Annotated in this window: 14 protein-coding genes; 8 read left to right on the top strand and 6 right to left on the bottom strand. The window is 63.1% G+C overall.

Annotated features, from left to right (window positions below; all coding sequences use genetic code 11):
* Positions 1 to 4 precede the first annotated feature (4 nt).
* From NYR54_RS08375 to NYR54_RS08385, 3 genes are all read right to left on the bottom strand, one after another.
* Positions 5 to 2,179, bottom strand: a complete 2,175-nt coding sequence (locus tag NYR54_RS08375) for a GumC family protein (protein WP_261515169.1) — start codon at positions 2,177 to 2,179, stop codon at positions 5 to 7.
* Positions 2,180 to 2,223: 44 nt separating this feature from the next.
* Positions 2,224 to 3,006, bottom strand: coding sequence for a LuxR C-terminal-related transcriptional regulator (locus NYR54_RS08380; RefSeq protein ID WP_261515171.1), 783 nt, complete (start codon positions 3,004 to 3,006; stop codon positions 2,224 to 2,226).
* A gap of 259 nt (positions 3,007 to 3,265) precedes the next feature.
* Entirely contained in the window at positions 3,266 to 4,003 is a 738-nt protein-coding gene (locus NYR54_RS08385) for a Crp/Fnr family transcriptional regulator (RefSeq protein ID WP_261515172.1), read from the bottom strand.
* Between the two features lie 906 nt (positions 4,004 to 4,909).
* On the opposite strand from NYR54_RS08385, the gene NYR54_RS08390 reads away from it, so the two are divergent.
* The 3 genes from NYR54_RS08390 to NYR54_RS08400 all read left to right on the top strand — a co-directional run bounded on the left by NYR54_RS08390 (position 4,910) and on the right by NYR54_RS08400 (position 8,697).
* Positions 4,910 to 6,190, top strand: a complete 1,281-nt coding sequence (locus NYR54_RS08390) for a hypothetical protein (RefSeq protein ID WP_261515173.1) — start codon at positions 4,910 to 4,912, stop codon at positions 6,188 to 6,190.
* Positions 6,190 to 7,233, top strand: coding sequence for an SGNH/GDSL hydrolase family protein (locus tag NYR54_RS08395; RefSeq protein ID WP_261515219.1), 1,044 nt, complete (start codon positions 6,190 to 6,192; stop codon positions 7,231 to 7,233). The genes NYR54_RS08390 and NYR54_RS08395 overlap by 1 nt, the downstream gene beginning before the upstream one ends.
* A gap of 180 nt (positions 7,234 to 7,413) precedes the next feature.
* Positions 7,414 to 8,697, top strand: a complete 1,284-nt coding sequence (locus tag NYR54_RS08400; protein ID WP_261515174.1) for a Gfo/Idh/MocA family protein — start codon at positions 7,414 to 7,416, stop codon at positions 8,695 to 8,697.
* Between the two features lie 192 nt (positions 8,698 to 8,889).
* On the opposite strand, the gene pgi is transcribed toward NYR54_RS08400, so the two are convergent.
* Complete coding sequence (gene pgi, locus NYR54_RS08405; protein WP_261515175.1) at positions 8,890 to 10,527, bottom strand: glucose-6-phosphate isomerase; 1,638 nt, start codon at positions 10,525 to 10,527, stop codon at positions 8,890 to 8,892.
* A 146-nt stretch (positions 10,528 to 10,673) separates the two neighbouring features.
* On the opposite strand from pgi, the gene pdxR reads away from it, so the two are divergent.
* On the top strand, positions 10,674 to 12,164 hold the full coding sequence (gene pdxR / locus NYR54_RS08410) for a MocR-like pyridoxine biosynthesis transcription factor PdxR (protein ID WP_261515176.1): 1,491 nt from the start codon (positions 10,674 to 10,676) through the stop codon (positions 12,162 to 12,164).
* A gap of 149 nt (positions 12,165 to 12,313) precedes the next feature.
* Here the strand turns inward: pdxR and NYR54_RS08415 are convergent, their stop codons facing one another.
* Complete coding sequence (locus tag NYR54_RS08415) at positions 12,314 to 14,116, bottom strand: IlvD/Edd family dehydratase (protein ID WP_261515177.1); 1,803 nt, start codon at positions 14,114 to 14,116, stop codon at positions 12,314 to 12,316.
* A 123-nt stretch (positions 14,117 to 14,239) separates the two neighbouring features.
* Between NYR54_RS08415 and NYR54_RS08420 the strand changes: the two genes are divergently transcribed.
* Entirely contained in the window at positions 14,240 to 14,710 is a 471-nt protein-coding gene (locus NYR54_RS08420) for an SRPBCC family protein (protein WP_261515178.1), read from the top strand.
* Between the two features lies 1 nt (position 14,711).
* Here the strand turns inward: NYR54_RS08420 and NYR54_RS08425 are convergent, their stop codons facing one another.
* Positions 14,712 to 15,869: an Mrp/NBP35 family ATP-binding protein gene (locus NYR54_RS08425; protein ID WP_261515179.1), complete on the bottom strand. Its 1,158-nt coding sequence runs from the start codon at positions 15,867 to 15,869 to the stop codon at positions 14,712 to 14,714.
* Positions 15,870 to 16,125: 256 nt separating this feature from the next.
* Between NYR54_RS08425 and NYR54_RS08430 the strand changes: the two genes are divergently transcribed.
* From NYR54_RS08430 to fdhF, 3 genes are read left to right on the top strand one after another with little or no spacing between them, the layout of a single operon-like run.
* Positions 16,126 to 16,599: a formate dehydrogenase subunit gamma gene (locus NYR54_RS08430; protein WP_261515180.1), complete on the top strand. Its 474-nt coding sequence runs from the start codon at positions 16,126 to 16,128 to the stop codon at positions 16,597 to 16,599.
* Positions 16,596 to 18,152 carry a formate dehydrogenase beta subunit gene (locus NYR54_RS08435; RefSeq protein ID WP_261515181.1) on the top strand — a complete coding sequence of 519 codons (1,557 nt, stop codon included), beginning with the start codon at positions 16,596 to 16,598 and terminating at the stop codon, positions 18,150 to 18,152. The genes NYR54_RS08430 and NYR54_RS08435 overlap by 4 nt, the downstream gene beginning before the upstream one ends.
* Positions 18,153 to 18,162: 10 nt before the next feature.
* Positions 18,163 to 21,036 (top strand): formate dehydrogenase subunit alpha, encoded by a 2,874-nt coding sequence (gene fdhF / locus NYR54_RS08440; protein ID WP_261515182.1) that lies wholly within the window; start codon positions 18,163 to 18,165, stop codon positions 21,034 to 21,036.
* Positions 21,037 to 21,067: the final 31 nt, after the last annotated feature.

The raw sequence follows: 21,067 nt of genomic DNA on the forward strand, positions 1-21,067 counted from the left end.
AAACCTATGCCGCGTGGATGACGACGGGCGCGGCCTTGCCCGGAGCCGGGGAATGCGGAAAGTGCTCCGAAATTTCCGCGTAGTATGCCGTGCTGACCTGGTTGAGCACGATGCCATCGGGCTGCCGCGCGCATTCGGCCATATTGCCGATGGCCGCCGCGGTCTGACGCACAGGGGCGCGTGCGAATTGGACGACGAACAGAACGCGGTCGGCAGCCCGCGCGATGGCGAAAGCGTCCGAGGCGCGTTCGAGATCTGGCGTGTCGACGATCACGAGCTGGTATGACCGCTTCAGCTCCGACAGGAGGAAGCCAAGCGTGCCGCTTGCGAAAAGGTCCGGCTTGCCGGTCACGGGGCGCGCCGCGATGAAGCGCAGCCCGGATTTCGGATCTTCCTGAACAAGCTCCGACACCAGCCGCTTGCGGCCCAGCGCGTCGTCCAGATAGGCGTCGGCACTCGCGCCGAGGACTTTTTCTACCATCGGATGGTGAAAGTTCGCATCCACGACAACGGTGTTGATTCCGGCGGCGGCGGCCGCACGGGCGAGCGCAAGCGCAAGCGTCGTCTTGCCTTCGCCTGCCAAAGCCGACGTGAACGCCACACAGAGCGATTGTCCGTGGCGCGGCGCCACCGGCAAGGCCAGACGCAAGCCGGAAATCGCCTCTCCGAAACGCGATGTGGGATCGCTGGCCCGGCGCAGCACCCTCTTGGGCGACATCCAGCCAAGCCGCGGAACGACGGCCAGGATGGGCATGCCGGTCGCTGTTTCCAGCGTCTCCGCGAAACGGGCGCGGCGGTCCGTCGCTTCGCGCAGGACGACCCCCGCTAGGCCAACGCTTCCTCCGAGCCCTAGCCCAAACAGAAGCCATGTGGAGAGGCGGGGGCTTACGCGCGCCGTTGCAGGCTCGGCAAACGAGATGATCTGCGCCTCGGGCGCGATGATCCCGTCCTGCTCGATCGTCTGCTTGTAGCGTACGAGATAGCTTTCATAGATCGTCTTGTTCGCGTTCGCCTCGCGCTCGAGCTGGGCCATCACCACTTCGGCATGATTGGCTTCGGAAAGCTCGCGCTGGGCCTCCTCAAGGGCTTTCTCGAGGCTTTCTTCCTTGCGCCGCGCGACCGCGATCTCATTCGAAAGGCTTTCCACGATGCGGTCCACCTCGTCAGCGATCTGCCGTTCGATGGCGTCGAGCTCAGAACGCAGCGCTACAAGCTGCCTACTTCTTGTTGCCCCGCTGGTGCTCAGCTCATTGATGCGGCGCTCCAGACGAAGCTGGTCGGCCCGGAGATTCTGGATCGCGGCGGAGTTGAACACGTCGAGGGAGGCGGGCAAGCCCTCGCCCTCCGCAGAGGCGCGCACGATCTGCAGCCGCGCCGTCGCCCCGGCCAATTCCGACCGCGTGGCCACGAGTTCGGCATTCAGCGCGGCGACGCGCTGCGCCTGCAAGGTCGTGCCGTTCGTCTCGACAAGCCCCGCCTTCTGTCGGAAATCCTCCGCCGCACGCTCCGACGCCTCCAACTGGGCGCGCAGACCGGCCACCGCTTCACCGAGCCAATCGCTTACGCGCTGCATCGCCGCCTGCTTGGCGGCAATCTGATGGTCGAGATAGGCGGTGGCGAAAGCATTCGCGATCTTGGCTGCATAGGCCGGATCCGGCGCCTGGAAGGAAATGAAGATCGTGTACGAGCGCCCGTCGTTGCTGACCCTCAGATTGGAGAGGAGCCAGTCGATCTTAGCCCTCTGCTCGGTGCTCACGACCTCCTGACCGTCGGCAGGGCCCGCGTTTGCCGCGAACAGGCCCAGAGCGGATTCTACCAAGGCCATCACCAACCCTCTGCGCGGCGGATCGAGGCGGATTGCCACTCCCTCCGCCTCGAGACGCTCGATCACCTTGGACGCCATGAGCCGCGAGCCTATGAGGTCGAGCTCGGTCCTCAGCACCGGGCTGTCCTGAGGCAGGGGGGACACCACCGACTCCGTCGGCAGGACCTGAATCCGCCGGGTGTCGAGCACCAGGACGGCCTCCGACACGTAGCTTTGCGGCGCATGCGCGTAGCTTACGATTCCGAAGGCCAGACCGGCCATGACCGGAACCGCAAGCACGTATTTCCGCCTGCGCAGGATACTGAAGAGCCGCGGCAGAGACGGCAGAGGACTACTGCCTTCCGATACGATCATCTCGGATCACCCCGCCCTTGGCAATACTTCGGCGCGCACGGCGCCTACTCCTGCATTCCGTCCTCCAAAGGGAACATCTTGCTGATCTTGTAGGCCACTTCCGTGCGGTTCGTGGCCTTCAGCTTTTTCATGATGTTGCGGATGTGGACCTTCACCGTGCTTTCGCGCAGGTTGAGCTCGTAGGCGATGATCTTGTTCGCCTTGCCCAGGCGCAGCGCGCGGACCACTTCCTCCTGCCGTTCGGTGAACATGCCGGCCATCGGCCGCGACGCCTCCGCGCTGGAGCTTACCAGCTTGCGCGCCGCAAGAACGCTGCTGGCCGGAACGAACGTGCCTCCGGCAATGGCGAGGTTTATGGCTTCGACGCAGACATCGATGCTCACGGAGCTCGGGATATAGCCCCGCACACCGTGCTCGAGCGCCGCCAGCACCTGCGCAATCGCGTCGTTTTCAGCCAAAAGGACGATCGGTACATTGCGCGCCTGCGACTTGAGCTTGACCAGCTCATCGGCCATGTCCGGATCGGTGACCTTCCTGCTGCCGATATTCACCACGATGGCAGCCAGCGGAGGATGGAGATCTTCTTCCAGTTTCCAGCTCTCGATGGAGCTGAAGGCGAGAACCTTCATACCAATGCCGTGCGAAGCGAGGCTTTGCGAGAAGCACTCGCGCTCCAGCGCTCGCGCGTCCAGGATCAGAAGAGATTTTCCCGCCACCTTGGCATCGGGAATGGTTAGGAAATTTTCGCCCCGATGCTCGCCATTGATCGAACCGGCGTGAATGCCAATTTCCACGCTATTTTCACTTGTTCTCAAAGCGGACTGCATGGACGCTCCCCTCATTGGGTGGGCCTGTCATGCCTAAGAGAGCGGACCTGTCCCTCGGCATGCGGGAACCACCTATACTTGAAGGATTTAACTATAAGCGCGAACAGGATCAGCGCGCTAATCTGTGTTAGCTAGTCCTTCGAGAGTCGCTGAAAGGGATGCAGGTAATAACGCTTTGGGAGAGGGGTAATGCATCCGGCTAATTATTTGTGATCAGATTAAAATTGCGGGAATGCCGCGGTTTAGAGGCTTTGGACAATTACCCCAGATCCTTCAATTCCCAATATTCGAGATATTTCCCGTCGAATTGCGCAAGCTCGACCAGTCCTGCATAGTCTAGGAATTCCACCCTATTGCGCCGCAGCGAGAGAAGTCCGTACTCTCGCAGCTCTCTCAACATCCGGTTGATGTGGATGGCGGTCAGTCCGAGTGCATCAGCCAGGTCATACTGTGTAAGGGGGCAATCATATCCCTGGTTGTCCGCCTGACCGGCGACTTTCAATCTTTCCCCGAGTTCGAGCAGCAGATGAGCCGTACGCGCGAGCGCGCTTCGCCGGCCAAGGTTGACGAGATGTTCGGCCATGATGTTGTTCTGCCGCCAGGCAATGGAGAGGAGCGCCTGGGCCATCGGTTGCGAGCGTGTCATTGCGGCAACCACTGCGCGCGCATTCGCCTCAATCACATAGAGCTCTGTGATCGACACGAAGGCGTGCTGGGCTTCCCCGCCCATCGGATGTATTCCGATGACGTCGCCGGCCAGGACGAAGTCTAAGACCTGACACTCTCCGTCGGGAAGATCCTTGTATACGCAACCCCAGCCGGACTGGATGATGAACGCGCGCTCGTCCGTCATGCCCTGATGGGTGATGCCGGTGTGCGGCGCGTATCGCCGTTCGGCCAGCCGAACGCTGGACAAGGCTTCATGGTCGCTGCTGTGCAGTTTCAGGCCGCGAAAAAACGGGCCGCTCAGGACGCTGGTATTTGTGTTCAGGCCCATGACACCACCGACACTTGGTCACCATCGGCTGTCAACAACCTGGGATAAGAATATAAAGCCAAATTCCTCCGCCTCAGAAGCGAGCACGAAGGAAATGGCGAGCATCTGTGGCGGCGAACGATGCCGAAGCTACGGAATTTACGCCCCCTGCGCGACGGGAACCAAAATCTCCCCTGAAAGCGTCAAAATGTTAGAAAGTGGCCCCCACCTTCTTGCACTTTTCCGCTGTTCAGGAACGGCTTTGGCGACCACGCAGCCTCCATCCCATGTTCCTAACAGCCTTTATATAGTAGCCTAAGGCATGTCATTCGGTAAGTGGCAATTCATCCAACATACTGAATTCCCCTCTATTGTTGCTGTATGAGGTCCACAACTTCATCAATTTATCGTTACTTACTTTGACATAGATCATGCTTTCCCGCTGTCATTCCGACTTTTGTATAATGCCTACCTCTTTTGAATTAGGGATATAAACGCTTCCGTTTCGGCTGTTCTTGATTTGGGAAGGCGGCCATCCGACCGTTCGCACACCGCATCGCGAATTCAGCCGTTTGAGGGAAGGACGCAGCCGTTCTGCGGAATAGGTCCGGCGTGGTGACGGCGTTAGTTTTGCTAACCAACGTCCGGAGCAACGATGTCGCCAGGAAAAGAGATCGCCGTCACCGCGGGCGTAGCGGGCTTGCTTGCGCAGCTGGGAATGGTGCGGGCTGCGGCGGCTCAGCCGGCTTCAGCCGATGTACCGGCGCCCATCGCCGGTGGTGGTATCCTTTGGCTGAGCATCGTTGTGGCTGCAGGGCTTTATCTTCTGCTGCGCCATAAAAATAAAAGGAGGCGGAGTTGACCCGGCCCTGGCTGCAACGGCGGGCAGTCGAAAGCGAGCTCGCCCTTTCCCGCAGGTGACACGAATTGCCCTGGCTTCTTCTGCTATTTCTTACTTCCCTTTGCTTCGTGATGCTGCTTTACGGGCTGCTGGAGCCGGGGCGTTATTATCAATTTCCCTTTTTTGCCGCCGGAATCTTCACGAGTTTCATCCTGCCGCAGCTTCCCGGCCTGATAAACAACCCGTTCATGGGCGAGGCCACTTTAAACAGGGCGCTATTCTTCTCCTTCCTCTGCCTGTTGATGTGCTGGGTGGGATGGGAGCTCGCCGTCCGGCGGCAGGGATATGCCCGGCCCAGTGTCGCCTTCAGCGAAAACAGGCTGCTTGTCGCGGCATGCGCGCTGACGCTGGTTGGCGCTTACTTTTTCTGGCGCTTTGGGCAGCTGCCGGACGAAGAGCGGCTTCGCGGCATCCTGACGGGCCGCGCCGTCGCCTACATGTTCTTCGCAAAGTTGCTGACCTACGGGTTTGCCATCGGGCTCTTGTGTCTGACCAACCGGCCGTCCAGGCTTGCATGGGCGGTTATCCTAGTCTGCACAGCGTTTTATCTGGAGCGCATTATCATCGCCGGAAGGCGGGGCGAGACAGCCGAATTTATCCTGCTGATCACACTGGCGCTCTGGTTCCAGAAAGGCTGGGCCGTTCCGCGGTCCTCGGTCGTCATCGGCCTCCTTTTCAGCATCGTGGGTATGCTGGCGGCGGGACAGTACCGGGAGGCGACCTATTACACGGAAGAACCGGACTGGTCGTCCGTGCTGAACATCGACCTTGCGGAAAACTGGAACCAGCTTCTGCAGAACGGCGGGGCGGAGATGGGAAACGCCGCCATGGCCATGGACTTCATCAACAGACAGCGAAGGTTCGACTTCGGCCTTAACCACTGGAATTCCACCGTCTTCGCCTATGTTCCGGCCCAGATCGTGGGACAGTCGCTGAAGGATTCTCTGATGGTGGACGTTCCTCCGACCTATGAAAGGGGATATCAGCCCCTGGTTGGTTCCACGCCCACCGGCATGACGGACGCCTTCGCTTCCTTCTGGTATTTCGGCTGCGTGAAGTTTCTCCTTATCGGATGGGCGATGGGACGGATCTACAGCGCCGCACGCAGGGGAAGCACCGTCATGCAGCTCGTCTACATGCTCTCGGCGGTTCCCTCGATGCTCACGATCACGCATTTCACCAATGAGATCGTGATTGCCTGGATCCACCTTGCTGCCTTTATGATTCCGGTGCTCATCTATGCCCAGTTGCAGGAAAACCGCGTGGCACAGCAGCTCACACTCCGGGCAGGGAGCGCCCAGACGTGATGCGGCGGCGGGCAGCCCTGGCGGCAGCGGCGGTTGGGTTCGCCCTGCTTGCCGTCGAACTCGGCCTCAGAATGACCATCGGTCTTGGCGACCCGCCGCTGTTTCAGGCGGATGAAGAGATCGGCTATCTGATGGCGCCCGGGCAGGAGGTTTACCGGCTCGGCAACCGCATCGCGATCAACCGTTTTCATCAGCGCTCCGATGAGATCACACTCGAACCGGAATCCGGCGTCCTCCGGATCTTCTTTCTCGGAGATTCGATCACTTTCGGCATTTCCGCCGTGGACCAGTCGGAAACCTATCCCGAAATCGTGGCGGAGACCCTTCGTCGAAAGGGGCGGCAGGCGGAAGCGCTGAACGCTTCGGCCGTCTCCTGGGGTATCGGCAACGAGCGCGCCTATGTGGATCGCTTCGGCGCCTTTGCAAGCCGCATCGCCATCCTGCAGATCAGTTCCAGCGACCTGCTTCAGCCGACGAGCACGGCCGAGGTGGTGGGCGTCAGCCCCGCCTATCCGGACAAAAAGCCGTTGAGTGCCATCGGAGAACTGCTGAACCGGTATCTTCTCCCGCGCCTCGCAGACGTCCTTGGCTATTCGGCGCCCGCCCGCGAAGAGCCAGTGACTCCGGAAGCCCGGAACGCCCGCTTCGAAGCGAATATGGAGGAGTTCCAGCGACTGGTGGATGCGTTACACCGGGAGTCGGTGCAGCCCGTCGTCCTGCTGATGCCGGGTCTGCCGGAGCTGCTTGACACGCCGGAGCGTCTCGACCGGTATGTCCCCTACCGCAGGCGCTTCATCGCCCTTGCCCGCCAGCTTTCGCTGCCGGTAATCGACATCGCAGCGCTTTGGAAAGGCGATCCGGCCGTCGCGAGCTATTATAGCGACGGAACACACCTGACGGCCGAGGGCAACCATGCGCTGGCCCAAATTCTGGCCAGTTTCCTTATCGAACACGGATTTGACGAGGCCCAGTCGTATGAGGGCGCCAGTCCACTGGCGGCTGGCGGGCGCGCACCTGCCTCATCCCGGCCCGGCCATGATTGACAATTGAGCCCGTAAAGCGGGGCCGCATTCGCATCGGGATCACGAGCAGCGAGCCCGAGCCTCAAGGCTCGCACAACCGAAACAATCCTTTTATAGATCGAGATGGCGGCAGTCTGCCGCCATCTCCAGGGAGGGGGACCGCCTGCGCGCGGTCGCAAAGGTATCAAACGGGATCAGCACGTGCGAAAGCGTTATGCTCTTGTCGGCACAGGAAGCCGTGCCCGCCTCTTCACCGAAGCCATTGCCGGCAAATATGCCGAAACCAGCGAACTGGCCGGTTTCTGCGACACCAACCAGACGCGCATGGACTACACGAACCGCGTTCTCGGCGAACAATTCGGCCTCAAGCCGGTGCCGACCTTCAAGGCCGACCGATTCGACGAGATGGTGTGTACCGTAAAGCCAGACGTCGTCATCGTCACATCCATCGACCGCACACATCACGAATACATCATCCGCGCAATGGAGATGGGCTGCGATGTCATCACCGAAAAGCCCATGACGATCGACGCAGAGAAATGCCAGACGATCGTGGACGCGGTAAAGCGCACGGGCCGCAACCTGCGCGTGGCGTTCAACTACCGCTATGCCCCGCACAACACCATGGTGCGGAAGCTGCTGAGGGAGGGCACGATCGGCGAGGTGTATTCGGTTCACTTCGAGTGGCTGCTCGATACCTCGCACGGGGCGGACTATTTCCGCCGCTGGCACCGCGAGAAGAAGAACAGCGGCGGCCTGCTTGTCCACAAGTCGACGCACCATTTCGATCTCGTCAACCACTGGCTTGGCACGCAGCCTGAGATTGTCTTCGCCATGGGCGACCTGCGCTTTTACGGTCACGCCAATGCCTCGGCACGAGGCGAGCCGCGCAGCTACAGCCGCTCGACTGGCGATCCGGCCGCTTCGGGCGATCCCTTTGCGCTCGATCTTTCGGCCTCGGAGACGCTGCGCGAGCTGTATCTCAACGCCGAGCATGAGGACGGCTATCTGCGCGACCAGAACGTGTTTGGCGAAGGCATCGACATCGAGGACACGATGGCGGTGATGGTGCGCTATGCCAACCGAGCGGTGCTTACCTATTCGCTCAATGCCTACATGCCGTGGGAGGGCTTCAACGTCGCCTTCAACGGCTCGCGCGGGCGGATCGAGCTCGAGGTGAAGGAACGTTCCTACGTCAACGCGGCGGGCAACAAGAGCGAGGAAGGAGCAGTGGCCTGGAAGAGTCTGAGACTTCTGCCCATGCACGGCGCACCGCTCCAGGTCGAGATCCCTGAAGGTGTCGGAGGACATGGCGGCGGTGACGATTTGATGCTTGAGGATATTTTCGGCGCGCCGAAGGAAACGCCCGACGAGCGCGGGGCCGGCTGGCGCGACGGCGCCATGTCGATCCTCACCGGCATTGCCGCCAACCGGTCGATCGCAACCGGACAGCCGGTCCGCGTGGCCGATCTCGTTCGGCTCTAGCCGAACTTACCATCACTGGACAGACGCCTCGTTTTTGTCCCTCGTGGGACCGCTGAGGCCATGCTTAAGAAAGCCGGCTTTTCGAGCATCGAGCGCCACCTTCTGCCGCACGATCCTATGAATGTGTAGTTCGTCGCGCAGGTCTACACGGCAGTTCGTTCGGACGCTGCGATCAAACAAGCCTGCGGCCGGTCATACCTGCCGCAGGCGCGCCACATGGGCGGCGAGGCCTGCCGTCGAGGCGTCCAGGCCGGAGGCATCCTTCTTGCCCTCGATCACCGGCAGAAGCCCGGTGGCAAGCTCCTTGCCCAGTTCGACGCCCCACTGGTCGAAGGCGTTGATGCGGAAGAGGGCCGCCTCCACGAAGACGCGATGCTCGTAAAGCGCGATCAGCCGGCCGAGCGCGAAGGGGTCCAGCTTCCCGTAGATGATGGTAAGCGATGGACGGTTGCCGGGGAAGACCCGATGGGGGGCGAGCGCGACCGCATCGGCTTCTGCCATGCCTTTTGCGACAAGCTGCGCCTTCGCCTCCTCCAGCGTCCTGCCCTTCATCAAGGCTTCCGACTGGGCGAGGCAGTTGGCGATGAGCAGGTCGTGATGGTGCTTCAGCTCTGGCTCATGACCATTGGCCGCCAGGATGAACTCGACCGGGATGACATCGGTCCCCTGATGCAGAAGCTGGAAGAAGGCATGCTGGCCGTTCGTGCCGGGCTCACCCCAGACCAGCGGCCCGGTGGGCGTGGAGACGGGTGCTCCATCGAGCGTGACACGCTTGCCGTTCGATTCCATGTCGAGCTGCTGCAGATAGGCCGGCAGGCGAGCAAGCCGCTGGTCGTAGGGGATGACAGCGCGCGAGGAATAGCCGCACACGGCCCTGTGCCAGAAACCGATAAGCCCGAGAAGCACCGGCATGTTGTGAAGCAGCGGCGCCTCGCGGAAATGCTCGTCCATCGCCTTGGCGCCCGCAAGGAAGCTGCGGAAGTTCTCCGGCCCGATCGCCATGATGATGGGCAGGCCGATGGCGGACCAAAGCGAATAGCGGCCGCCGACCCAATCCCAGAAGCCAAAGGTGCGGTCCGCGCCGATGCCAAAATCGGCGACCTTGTCGAGGGCCGTAGACACCGCCGCGAAATGCGCGCCCACCGCCGCTTCGTCCAACCGTTCGGCAATCCAGCGGCGCGCCGTGCCGGCATTGGTCATCGTCTCGATGGTGGTGAAGGTCTTGGACGCCACGATGAAGAGCGTACGCTCGGGATCGAGCCCCTTGAGCGAATCGCTGATATGCGCGCCGTCGACATTGGAGACGAAGTGCGAGCGCGGGCCGTCATGGTAAGGCGCGAGCGCCAGCGTGGCCATCACCGGCCCCAAGTCGGAACCGCCGATGCCGATATTGACCACATCGGTGAAGGGCTTACCGGTCGCCCCCCTGATCGCGCCGGACCGCACGCCTTCGGCAAAGGCGCTCATGGCCCTGAGCACGCTTTCGACCGCTGGCATGACATCGTGCCCGTCGAGGAGGACTTTGTCGCCGGCGCCGCCGCGCAAAGCGGTGTGCAATACCGCCCTGCCCTCCGTCACGTTGATGCGCTCGCCGGAAAACATTGCCTCCCGGCGCTCCTCCACGCCTGCTGCCTCCGCCATGCTGGCGAGCAGCTTCATGGTCTCTCCCGTCACGGCGCACTTGGAATAGTCCAGTATGAGGTCGCCGATCGTCAGCGAATGGCGCGCGAAACGCTCCGGATCGTTTGCGAAGGCGGCCTTCAGATCGAAGGCATTATGCTCCTGGCGATGCCGGCGCAGGGCTTCCAGCGCGGTTTTATAGGCGCTCATGAAAGACTCTCCTTTCCGTGCGCGGGGACCTTATGCCCTTGGCCCCTGAAAGTGAAGCGGCGGCAGAGCGGCGCGCGTGGCGCAGAAATTTGGTCCAGGGTTGCAGCCTGTGCCACATGCGGCTAGGCTCCCGGGCGGAGGATGCCATGCCGACCAAGAACGACACCGCCCTTTGGGCGGGCCTGATCAAGATTTCCCACGATTCGACTCAGACGCTTCAAGCTCAGATTCGCCAGGCCATCGTAGCAGCCGTGCTGGACCGGCAGATCGCGCCGTCCATGCCGTTGCCCTCCTGCCGGGTGCTTGCGGAGAAGCTGGGAGTGGCGCGCGGCACGGTCGTTCTGGCGTTCCAGCAGCTTGTCGATCAGGGCTTTCTGATCGCACGCGAGCGGCGCGGCCACTTTGTCAATCCGGAGGTGCTGGCCGCGCCGCCACGTCCGCCGCGCAAGACGCGCAGCGCGAGCAGGATCGACTGGAAGGCGCGCCGGCGGATGACGGCGAGCGAGTTTCCCGGACCTCCGAAGAACGAGAACTGGATGCAGGCCCCCTACCCTTTCGTCTATGGCCAGTTCGACCCCACGCTCTTTCCCACCGCCGAGTGGCGCGAGTGCAACCGCATGGCGCTCGCCGTGCTGGAAATCCGCAACTGGGCGGTGGACATGGTAGACCGCGACGATCCCCTTCTGATCGAGCAGATCCAGGCGCGGCTTCTTCCCCGGCGCGGCATTTTCGCCAACCCCAACGAGATCATGGTCACGCTGGGGGCGCAGCATGCGCTGTACATGCTGTCCACCCTGCTCACGTGGCGGGGTGCGCGGGTGGCGATGGAGAATCCCGGCTATCCTGACGCGCGCTCCATCTTCCGCCTGGCGGGCGCGGAAACCCTTTCCGTGCCCGTGGACCGCGACGGCATAAATGTCGACGCCATTCCCGCGGAAGCCAATTTCGTCTTCGTGACGCCCAGCCACCATTGCCCGACCATGGCGCCGCTCAGCTGGGCGCGGCGCGAGCGGCTTCTTGCGGGAGCGGAGGAGAACGACTGGATCATCATCGAAGACGACTATGACAGCCAGCTTGCAGACGAGACGCCGGAAGCCGCTCTCAAGGGAATCGACCATACGGGCCGAGTCATCTATCTGGGCTCGATGTCGAAGACATTGGCGCCCGGCCTGCGGCTCGGCTATCTCGTCGGCCCGGCCGAACTGGTATCGGAGCTGAGGGCCTTGCGCCGCTTCATGCTGCGGCATCCGCCGGCCAACAACCAGCGTGCCGTCGGGCTGTTCCTCTCGCTCGGCCATCACGACGCGCTGGTGCGGCGCCTGTCAACCGCTTACGAGGAGCGGCGCCACCGGCTGCACGAGGCGCTCTGCCGCTTCATGCCGGACTGGCAGGCGGACGACATTCCCGGCGGCACGTCCATATGGCTCGAAGGCCCACCGGGCAGCGACACGGCGGCCATCGCACGGGCGGCAAAGGCGCGCGGCGTGATCGTGGAACCGGGAGCCCGGTTCTTCGACGGACCGGAACGCCCCTCGCGCTTCATGCGTCTGGGCATTTCCTCCATCCAGCCGCAGCATATCGAGCCGGGAATCCGGGAACTTGCCGCGATCGTTTCGCAGCGTTCGATTGCAGCCTGACAGAGCTGTCGGGATACCGCCTCTCCTGACGGATCCTGAGATGACGGATCTGAGAGCGCGCCCGATCCTAAAAATGGGAAACCGAGGTGGCGATCAGGCTGGCGGATTGAGCGGGAGGGTATCGGGCGGACGCTTGTCCGCCCTCCCCGTCAGTGGTTGTCGCGCGGCACGCCCTTCTCGCGCGCGATCCGGCGATAGGCGACGGCAGGCCTAAGCACCATGCCCTCGGCAAGCTGGTCCACCATGGAGCGTTGGATCTCCTGCCAGGGCGTCTGGTGGCCCGGATAGGGATAGCCGCCAGCCTCTTCAAGCGCGGCGCGGCGCTTCTCCAGCTCTTCCTCGCTCACCAGCATGTCTGCGCTGCCCTTCTTCAGGTCGATCCGGATGCGGTCGCCTGTCTTGAGCAGCGCGAGGCCGCCACCTGCCGCCGCTTCCGGTGAAGCGTTGAGGATCGAGGGAGAGGCGGACGTGCCGGACTGGCGCCCGTCTCCGATGCAGGGCAGCGAGTGGACGCCCTTCTTGATGAGATAGCTTGGCGGGCGCATGTTCACCACCTCGGCCGCGCCCGGGTAGCCAATCGGTCCCGCGCCGCGCATGACGAGAATGCAATGCTCGTCGATGGCGAGGGCAGGATCGTCAATCCGGTGGTGGAAATCCTCCGGCCCGTCGAAGACCACCGCGCGCCCCTCGAAGGCCTCCGGATCGTCCGGGTCGGACAGGTACCGCGTGCGGAATTCCTCCGAGATCACGCTGGTCTTCATGATCGCGCTGTCGAAGAGATTGCCCTTGAGATTGATGAAGCCGGCATCCTTCTTGAGAGGGTTGGACACGGGACGGATGACATTGGCGTCGACCGTCACCGCGTTCTGGCAGTTCTCGCGCACGGTGCGGCCATTGACCGTCATCGCGTCCGGATGAGGTAGCAGGCCGGCCTTCAACAGCTCCGATATCACGGCCGGCACGCCGCCGGCCCTATGGTAATCCTCGCCCAGATATTCCCCTGCCGGCTGAAGATTGACGAGAAGCGGGATGTGGTGGCCGATCCGCTGCCAGTCGTCATTGTCGAGCGGCACGCCCAGATGCCGGGCGATTGCGTTGAGATGGATCGGCGCGTTGGTCGAGCCGCCGATGGCGGAGTTGACCACGATAGCGTTTTCGAAAGCCTCCCGGGTCATGATGTCCGAGGGCTTGATGTCTTCATGCACCATCTCGACGATGCGCCGGCCCGTCTCATAGGCCATCTGGCCGCGCTCGCGATAGGGCGCCGGGATAGCGGCCGAACCGGGAAGCTGCATGCCCAGCGCCTCGGCCAGCGAGTTCATCGTGGAGGCCGTGCCCATCGTGTTGCAGAAGCCCACCGAGGGGGCGGAGGCCGCCGCGAGCTCCATGAACTGCTCGTAGTCGATCTCCCCGGTGGCCAGCCTTTCGCGCGCCTCCCACACGATCGTGCCGGAGCCCACGCGCCGTCCTTCATGCCAGCCATTGAGCATCGGCCCCACGGAGAAGGCGATCGCCGGAATGTCCACCGTCGCGGCGGCCATGAGAAGCGCCGGCGTTGTCTTGTCACAGCCGATGGTGAGCACCACGCCATCGAGGGGATAGCCGTAGAGCACCTCAACCAGCGCCATGTAGGTCAGGTTGCGGTCAAGGGAGGCCGTGGGCCTCTTCCCTGTCTCCTGGATCGGGTGGCAGGGAAACTCGAAGGGAATGCCGCCCGCCGCCTCGATCCCGGCGCGCACGCGCTTGGCAAGCTCGATGTGGTGGCGGTTGCAGGGGGAAAGGTCTGAGCCTGTCTGGGCGATGCCGATCAACGGCTTGCCGGACTGAAGCTCACCGCGCGTCAGCCCGTAGTTCAGATAACGCTCGAGATAAAGCGCCGTCATATCCGGATTGCCCGGATTGTCGAACCATTCCTGCGAGCGGAGCCGCTTCCTTTTGCTGCCTTGGGTCATCGGTGCCTCCCGGTTGCCGGATTATCGATATTGCATCCGCCACGGGGCGGCAAGATCGGCCCCGGTGGACAACGCGCGCGAGCTGCGTTAGCCAATGACCGTTTTCAGCCGGAGGGATAAGCCATGGCCATGATCATCGAAGGCGAGGAGCGCATCGCCGCACCGGTGGAGACCGTCTGGCGCGCGCTGAACGACCCTGAAGTGCTGAAGGATTGCATTCCCGGCTGCGAAACACTGGAGAAGACGTCCGACACGGAATTCGCGGCCACTGTTTCCCTGAAGATCGGGCCGATCAAGGCCCGCTTCAACGGCACGGTGGAGCTGACGAACCTCAACCCGCCGCATTCCTACACCATCTCCGGCGAGGGCAAGGGCGGCGTCGCCGGTTTCGCCAAGGGCGGTGCCGACGTTCTTCTGAGTGCGGACGGGGCGGACACCACGATCCTCAGCTACAAGGCGAAGGCCGACGTGGGCGGCAAAATGGCCCAGCTCGGCAGCCGCCTTATCCAGTCCACCTCCAAGAAGCTGGCCTCGGAGTTTTTCGCCGCGCTGAACGAACGAATCAGCGGCCCCCGCGAAGCGGAGAGCGTCTAGTCTACTCGAACACGATCTTGGGCGCCTGCCTGCCGGCGGCGCCTTGCGTCTGAAGCTTCTCAAGTACCTTTTCGGCGATGGCGCGATATGTCCTCGCCTGCGCACCATCCGGATCGGAAACGACCACGGGCGTGCCGGCGTCTGAGCTCTCGCGCACATCGATGGTCAGGGGCACTTCTCCGAGGAAGGTCACGCCCAGCCGCTCGGCCTCCGCCTTCGCACCGCCGCTGCCGAAGATGTCGTAGCGCTTGCCCGTATCAGGCGCGAGAAAGTAGCTCATGTTCTCGACGATGCCGAGAACGGGCACCTCCACACGATTGAACATGTTGAGCCCCCTGCGGGCATCGATCAGAGCAAGGTCCTGCGGTGTGGAGACGATGACGGCGCCGGCAAGCGGCACCTGCTGTGCCATCGTAAGCTGCGCGTCGCCGGTTCCGGGCGGCATGTCGACCACCATCACGTCAAGCTGCGGCCAGGCGACATCCCGCAGCATCTGGCGCAGGGCGGACATCACCATAGGTCCGCGCCAGATCATCGGCGTCTCCTCCTCTACGAGGAAGCCAATGGACATGACATGCACGCCGTAAGCCTCCATAGGCCTGATGGTTCTGGAGTCGACCATCTCGGGCTTGCCCTTGATGCCGAGAAGACGCGGCATGGAGGGTCCGTAGATGTCGGCGTCGAGGATGCCGACCTTCAGCCCCAGCGCCTTCAGCCCCAGGGCCAGATTGACGGCGGTGGTCGACTTGCCGACCCCGCCCTTGCCGCTTGCTACCGCGATGATGGACTCCACACCAGGCACACCGGCCTTGGCCGCCGGCCGGGCCTGCGGTGCGCGTGCCTGTGGCGGCGGCGACGATCTCAGCGGCTGCTGGGGGCGCGGGGGTGGAGCCGCGCCCATACCGCCGCCTTCCCGCTCCGCCGTCAGTGCGACCACGGCGTTCGCGACGCCCGGCAGTTCCTTGACGGCCCGCTCCGCGGCCTCACGCAGGGGTTCCAGCTCCTTCGCCCGCTCGGCCGGAACGGTGATGGAAAAGAAGACCTTGCCGTCCGCGATGAAGATTTCCGAGACGAGACCGAGGGATACGATGTCTCCCTTCAGATCCGGTCCCTTGATGGTGGAGAGTTTCTCGATGACAGCTTCGCGGGTAACGGTCATTGTTCGTTTTGCCTCCGGGCTGGCTCCTGACATAATGCAGGCGGGCATGCGAACCAAGGTGCCTGTTGGCCGCACGCGGCTGTTACCATTGCGACGGATTTTGCCGCTTGAGGCGTTGCCCTGCGCGGCTTGTGTCCTTAGCATCGGGGACGCGGTGGCGATTTCCGCCCCGTGGCGCATATGCTATGCTGGCTGGAATGCGGCGGTGACTGCCGGATTCCTCCGCTTGTGACCAATCCAGGGAGGGCGCTGCAGAATGCAGCATGCTGATACCGAGATCGTCTCAGCCGTCACACCCATCATCGAGCGATGGAGACATGAAGAAGGCCCGCTTCTGCCGATCCTGAACGGCATTCAGCGGGAGCTCGGCTATGTGCCGCGCGAAGTGCTGCCGGTGATTGCGGATGCGCTGAATCTGTCGCGGGCCGAGGTCTATGGTGTCGTCTCCTTCTATCATGACTACCGCGAGAAGCCGGCCGGCCGGCATGTGCTCAAGCTTTGCCGCGCCGAGGCCTGCCAGTCGATGGGCGGCGAAGCCATCGCGGAGAGATTGCAAAGCCTGCTTGGCGTCAAATTTGGAGAGACGGCCGCCGACGGTTCGGTGACGCTCGAAGAAGTCTATTGCTTGGGCCTTTGCGCCTGCTCTCCTGCTGCAATGCTCGATGGCGAGGTGATCGGCCGGCTGGACGAGGAAAAGGCGGCGGAGATCGCACGCGAGGTGCGCGCATGACCGCTACGATCTACATCCCCCGGGATTCTGGCGCGCTGGCGCTCGGGGCGGAGAAGGTCGCCAAGGCGGTGGCGGCGGAGCTTGCCACGCGCAATATCGAGGCGAAGATCGTCCGCAACGGCTCGCGCGGGCTCTACTGGCTGGAGCCCATGGTGGAAGTGGAGACGGCATCGGGCCGGGTGGCATACGGGCCGGTGAAACCTTCAGATGTTCCGTCGCTTTTCGACAGTGGCTTCCTTTTCGGCGGAGCGCACCCACTTTTGCTCGGTGTTCCGGAGGAGATACCGTTTCTCAAGCGTCAGACACGCCTCACCTTCGCACGCTGCGGGATCACTGATCCGCTGTCGCTGGAGGATTACGAAGCGCATGGCGGCCTCAGGGGCTTGCGCAAGGCGCTTGCCATGACGCCAGCCGAAATCGTCGGCGAGGTGACCGAATCCGGCCTTCGCGGACGCGGCGGCGCGGGCTTTCCTACCGGCATCAAGTGGAAGACGGTGCTTGAGGCGCAAGCGGACCGTAAGTACATCGTATGCAACGCAGATGAAGGCGACTCTGGAACCTTCGCCGACCGCATGATCATGGAGGGCGACCCCTTCGTGCTCATCGAGGGCATGGCGATTGCAGGAATCGCGGTGGGCGCCAACAAGGGCTACATCTATCTGCGCTCCGAATATCCGCATGCCGAAAGGGCCCTGAACGAAGCCATTGCGGTTGCGCGCAAGGCAGGCATCCTGGGCCGCAGCGTGCTCGGCTCCGATCATGCCTTCGACATGGAGGTGCGCGTCGGCGCAGGTGCCTATGTCTGCGGCGAGGAGACGGCGCTTCTCGATTCGCTCGAAGGCAAGCGCGGCATGGTGCGCGCCAAGCCGCCGCTGCCGGCGCATGAAGGCCTGTTCGGCAAGCCGACCGTGATCAACAACGTGATCTCGCTTGCGTCTGTGCCTATCATCCTTGACAAGGGTGCCGCCTTCTACCGCGATTTCGGCATGGGTCGTTCGCGCGGCACGATCCCCATCCAGATCGCCGGCAATGTGAAACATGGCGGCCTGTTCGAGGCGGCCTTCGGGCTGACGCTCGGCGAGATCGTGGACGACATTGGCGGCGGCACCGCCACAGGGCGCCCGGTCAAGGCCGTGCAGGTGGGCGGTCCGCTCGGCGCCTATTTCCCGCGTGCGCTGTTCGACACACCTTTCGACTACGAGGCGTTTGCCGAGAAGGACGGCCTTATCGGCCACGCCGGCATCGTCGTCTTCGACGATACAGTGGACATGCTGAAGCAGGCGCGGTTCGCGATGGAATTCTGCGCGGTGGAAAGCTGCGGCAAGTGCACGCCCTGCCGCATCGGCTCGACGCGCGGCGTCGAAGTTCTAGATAGACTCGCAAGGAACATTGAGCCCGAGAGCCAGATCGAGATCATTACTGATCTCTGTAACACGATGAAGTTCGGCTCGCTTTGCGCACTCGGCGGATTTACGCCCTATCCGGTGATGAGCGCGCTTACTCATTTTCCCGAAGACTTCCGCCCGCAGCCGGTGCGGCAGGCAGCGGAATAGGAGGAAGACCATGTGCTTCGTGAACGAGATTGACTACGGCACGCCGGCTTCCAGGTCGGACAAGACAGTCACGCTGACGATCGACGGCAAGGACGTCACCGTTCCTGAAGGCACGTCGATCATGCGCGCGGCGCGCATGGCGGGCATCGAGGTGCCGAAACTCTGCGCCAACGACATGGTGAAGGCCTTCGGCTCCTGCCGGCTCTGCCTCGTGGAGATCGAAGGACGTGCCGGAACGCCGGCCTCCTGCACCACGCCAGTGGCCGAGGGCTTGAAAGTTTCGACGCAGACCGAACGCGTGCAGGCGATCCGCCGCGGCATCATGGAACTCTACATGTCAGACCATCCGGAGGATTGCCCGGCTTGTGCGGCGGGCGACTGCGAGATGGCCAGGATGGCCGAGACCGTGGGCCTCAAGGAAATCCGCTACGGCCGCGAGGGCGAGAATCATATCTGGCCCGCCCATGACGGCGCCGCCAATCCCCATTTTCTGGAGCCCGATCTCTCCAACCCCTATTTCGCCTACGATCCCTCGCAGTGCATCGTCTGCTCGCTCTGCGTCCGTGCCTGCGAGGAGGTGCAGGGCACGTTCGCCCTGACGGTGGAGGGGCGCGGCTTCGAGAGCCGCATTTCCGCTGGCATGAACGAGCCGTTCCTCGAATCGGAATGCGTGTCCTGCGGAGCCTGCGTGCAGGCCTGTCCCACGGGTGCACTGCGCGAGAAATCCGTGATCGAACTCGGCATGCCCGAATGGTCCACGGTCACCACATGCGCCTATTGCGGCGTCGGCTGCTCCTTCAAGGCGGAGATGAAGGGCGAGCAAGTGGTGCGCATGGTGCCCTACAAGGAGGGCAAGGCCAATCGCGGCCATTCCTGCGTGAAGGGCCGCTTCGCCTACGGCTATGCCACCCATAAGGACCGCATCCTCAACCCCATGATCCGTGAAAAGATCACGGATCCCTGGCGCGAGGTGACGTGGGAAGAGGCGCTCGCCCATGTGGCGAAGGAGTTCAGGCGCATCCAGTACCAGTACGGCCGTGGCGCGATCGGCGGCATCACCTCTTCGCGCTGCACGAATGAGGAGACGTATCTGGTCCAGAAGCTCGTGCGGCAGGGCTTCGGCAACAACAACGTCGATACCTGCGCGCGCGTCTGCCATTCGCCGACGGGCTATGGGCTCAAGACCACCTTCGGCACCTCGGCGGGCACGCAGGACTTCGACTCGGTCGAACATGCCGACGTCGTGATGCTGATCGGAGCCAACCCGACCGATGCCCACCCGGTCTTCGCCTCGCGGATGAAGAAGCGTCTTCGGGAGGGTGCGAAGCTGATCGTCATCGATCCGCGTCGCATCGACCTCGTGCGCACGCCGCATGTGGAGGCGGCCTATCATCTGCCGTTGAGGCCCGGCACGAATGTCGCGGTGCTGACGGCGCTCGCGCATGTGATCGTGTCGGAAGGCCTTGTCGATGAAGCCTTCGTGCGCGAGCGCTGCGAGTGGGACGCATTCGAGGACTGGGCTGAGTTCGTGCTTCAGCCCGAGAATAGCCCGGAGGCCGTGGAGAAGGTTTCGGGCGTTCCGGCTGAGACCATCCGCGCCGCGGCCCGTCTCTATGCCACGGGCGGGAACGCCGCGATCTATTACGGCCTCGGCGTCACCGAGCACAGCCAGGGCTCGACCGCCGTTATGGCGATCGCCAATCTTGCTATGGCCACCGGCAATATCGGCCGGCCGGGCGTGGGCGTTAACCCGCTTCGGGGCCAGAACAACGTGCAGGGCTCCTGCGACATGGGTTCCTTCCCGCATGAGCTGCCGGGCTATCGCCACATCTCTGACGAGGCCACGCGGGCGATCTACGAGAAGATCTGGGGCGTGAAGCTCGATGAGGAGCCGGGCCTCCGGATCAACAATATGCTCGACGCCGCCGTCGAGGGCTCGTTCAAGGGCATCTACATCCAGGGCGAGGACATCCTGCAGTCCGATCCCAACACGCGGCACGTGGCCGAAGGGCTTGCCGCCATGGAGTGCGTGGTCGTCCATGATCTCTTTCTAAACGAGACGGCCAATTACGCCCACGTGTTCCTGCCCGGCTCCACCTTCCTGGAGAAGGACGGCACCTTCATCAACGCCGAGCGGCGCATCAACCGCGTGCGCAAGGTGATGGAGCCCAAGAGCCGCTATGCGGACTGGGAGGCGACACAGGAGCTCGCCCGGGCGCTGGGACTCAACTGGAACTACAAGCACCCGTCCGAGATCATGGACGAGATCGCCGCCACGACGCCCACCTTCGCCGGCGTCAGCTACGACCTTCTGGAGCGCGAAGGCTCCGTGCAGTGGCCCTGCAACGAGAAGGCGCCGCTCGGCACGCCGGTCATGCATGTGGACGGTTTCGTGCGCGGCAAGGGCAAGTTCGTCCGCACCGCCTATGTGGCGACCGACGAGAAGACCGGCCCGCGCTTCCCGCTGCTGCTGACGACCGGCCGCATCCTGACCCAATACAATGTCGGCGCGCAGACGCGGCGCACCGACAACGTGGTCTGGCACGCCGAGGACCGGCTGGAGATCCATCCCTTCGACGCGGAGAACCGCGGTATCCGCGACGGCGATTGGGTGAAGCTCGCCAGCCGGGCCGGCGAGACGACGCTGCGCGCCAAGGTGACCAACCGCGTCGCGCCGGGCGTGGTCTACACGACCTTCCATCACCCGGACACGCAGGCTAACGTGGTCACCACGGAATATGCCGACTGGGCCACGAGCTGCCCGGAATACAAGGTGACGGCGGTGCAGGTGTCGCCTTCCAACGGCCCCACCGAATGGCAGCGCGACTACCGGGAGCATGCGCAGAAGAGCCGCCGCGTCGTGCATGCGGAGCCGGCGGAATGACAGGCGCCATTCCTTTGCCCCTGCGGAGCCG

The sequence above is a fragment of the Chelativorans petroleitrophicus genome (genome assembly GCF_025398195.1).
Taxonomy (GTDB): domain Bacteria; phylum Pseudomonadota; class Alphaproteobacteria; order Rhizobiales; family Rhizobiaceae; genus Chelativorans; species Chelativorans petroleitrophicus.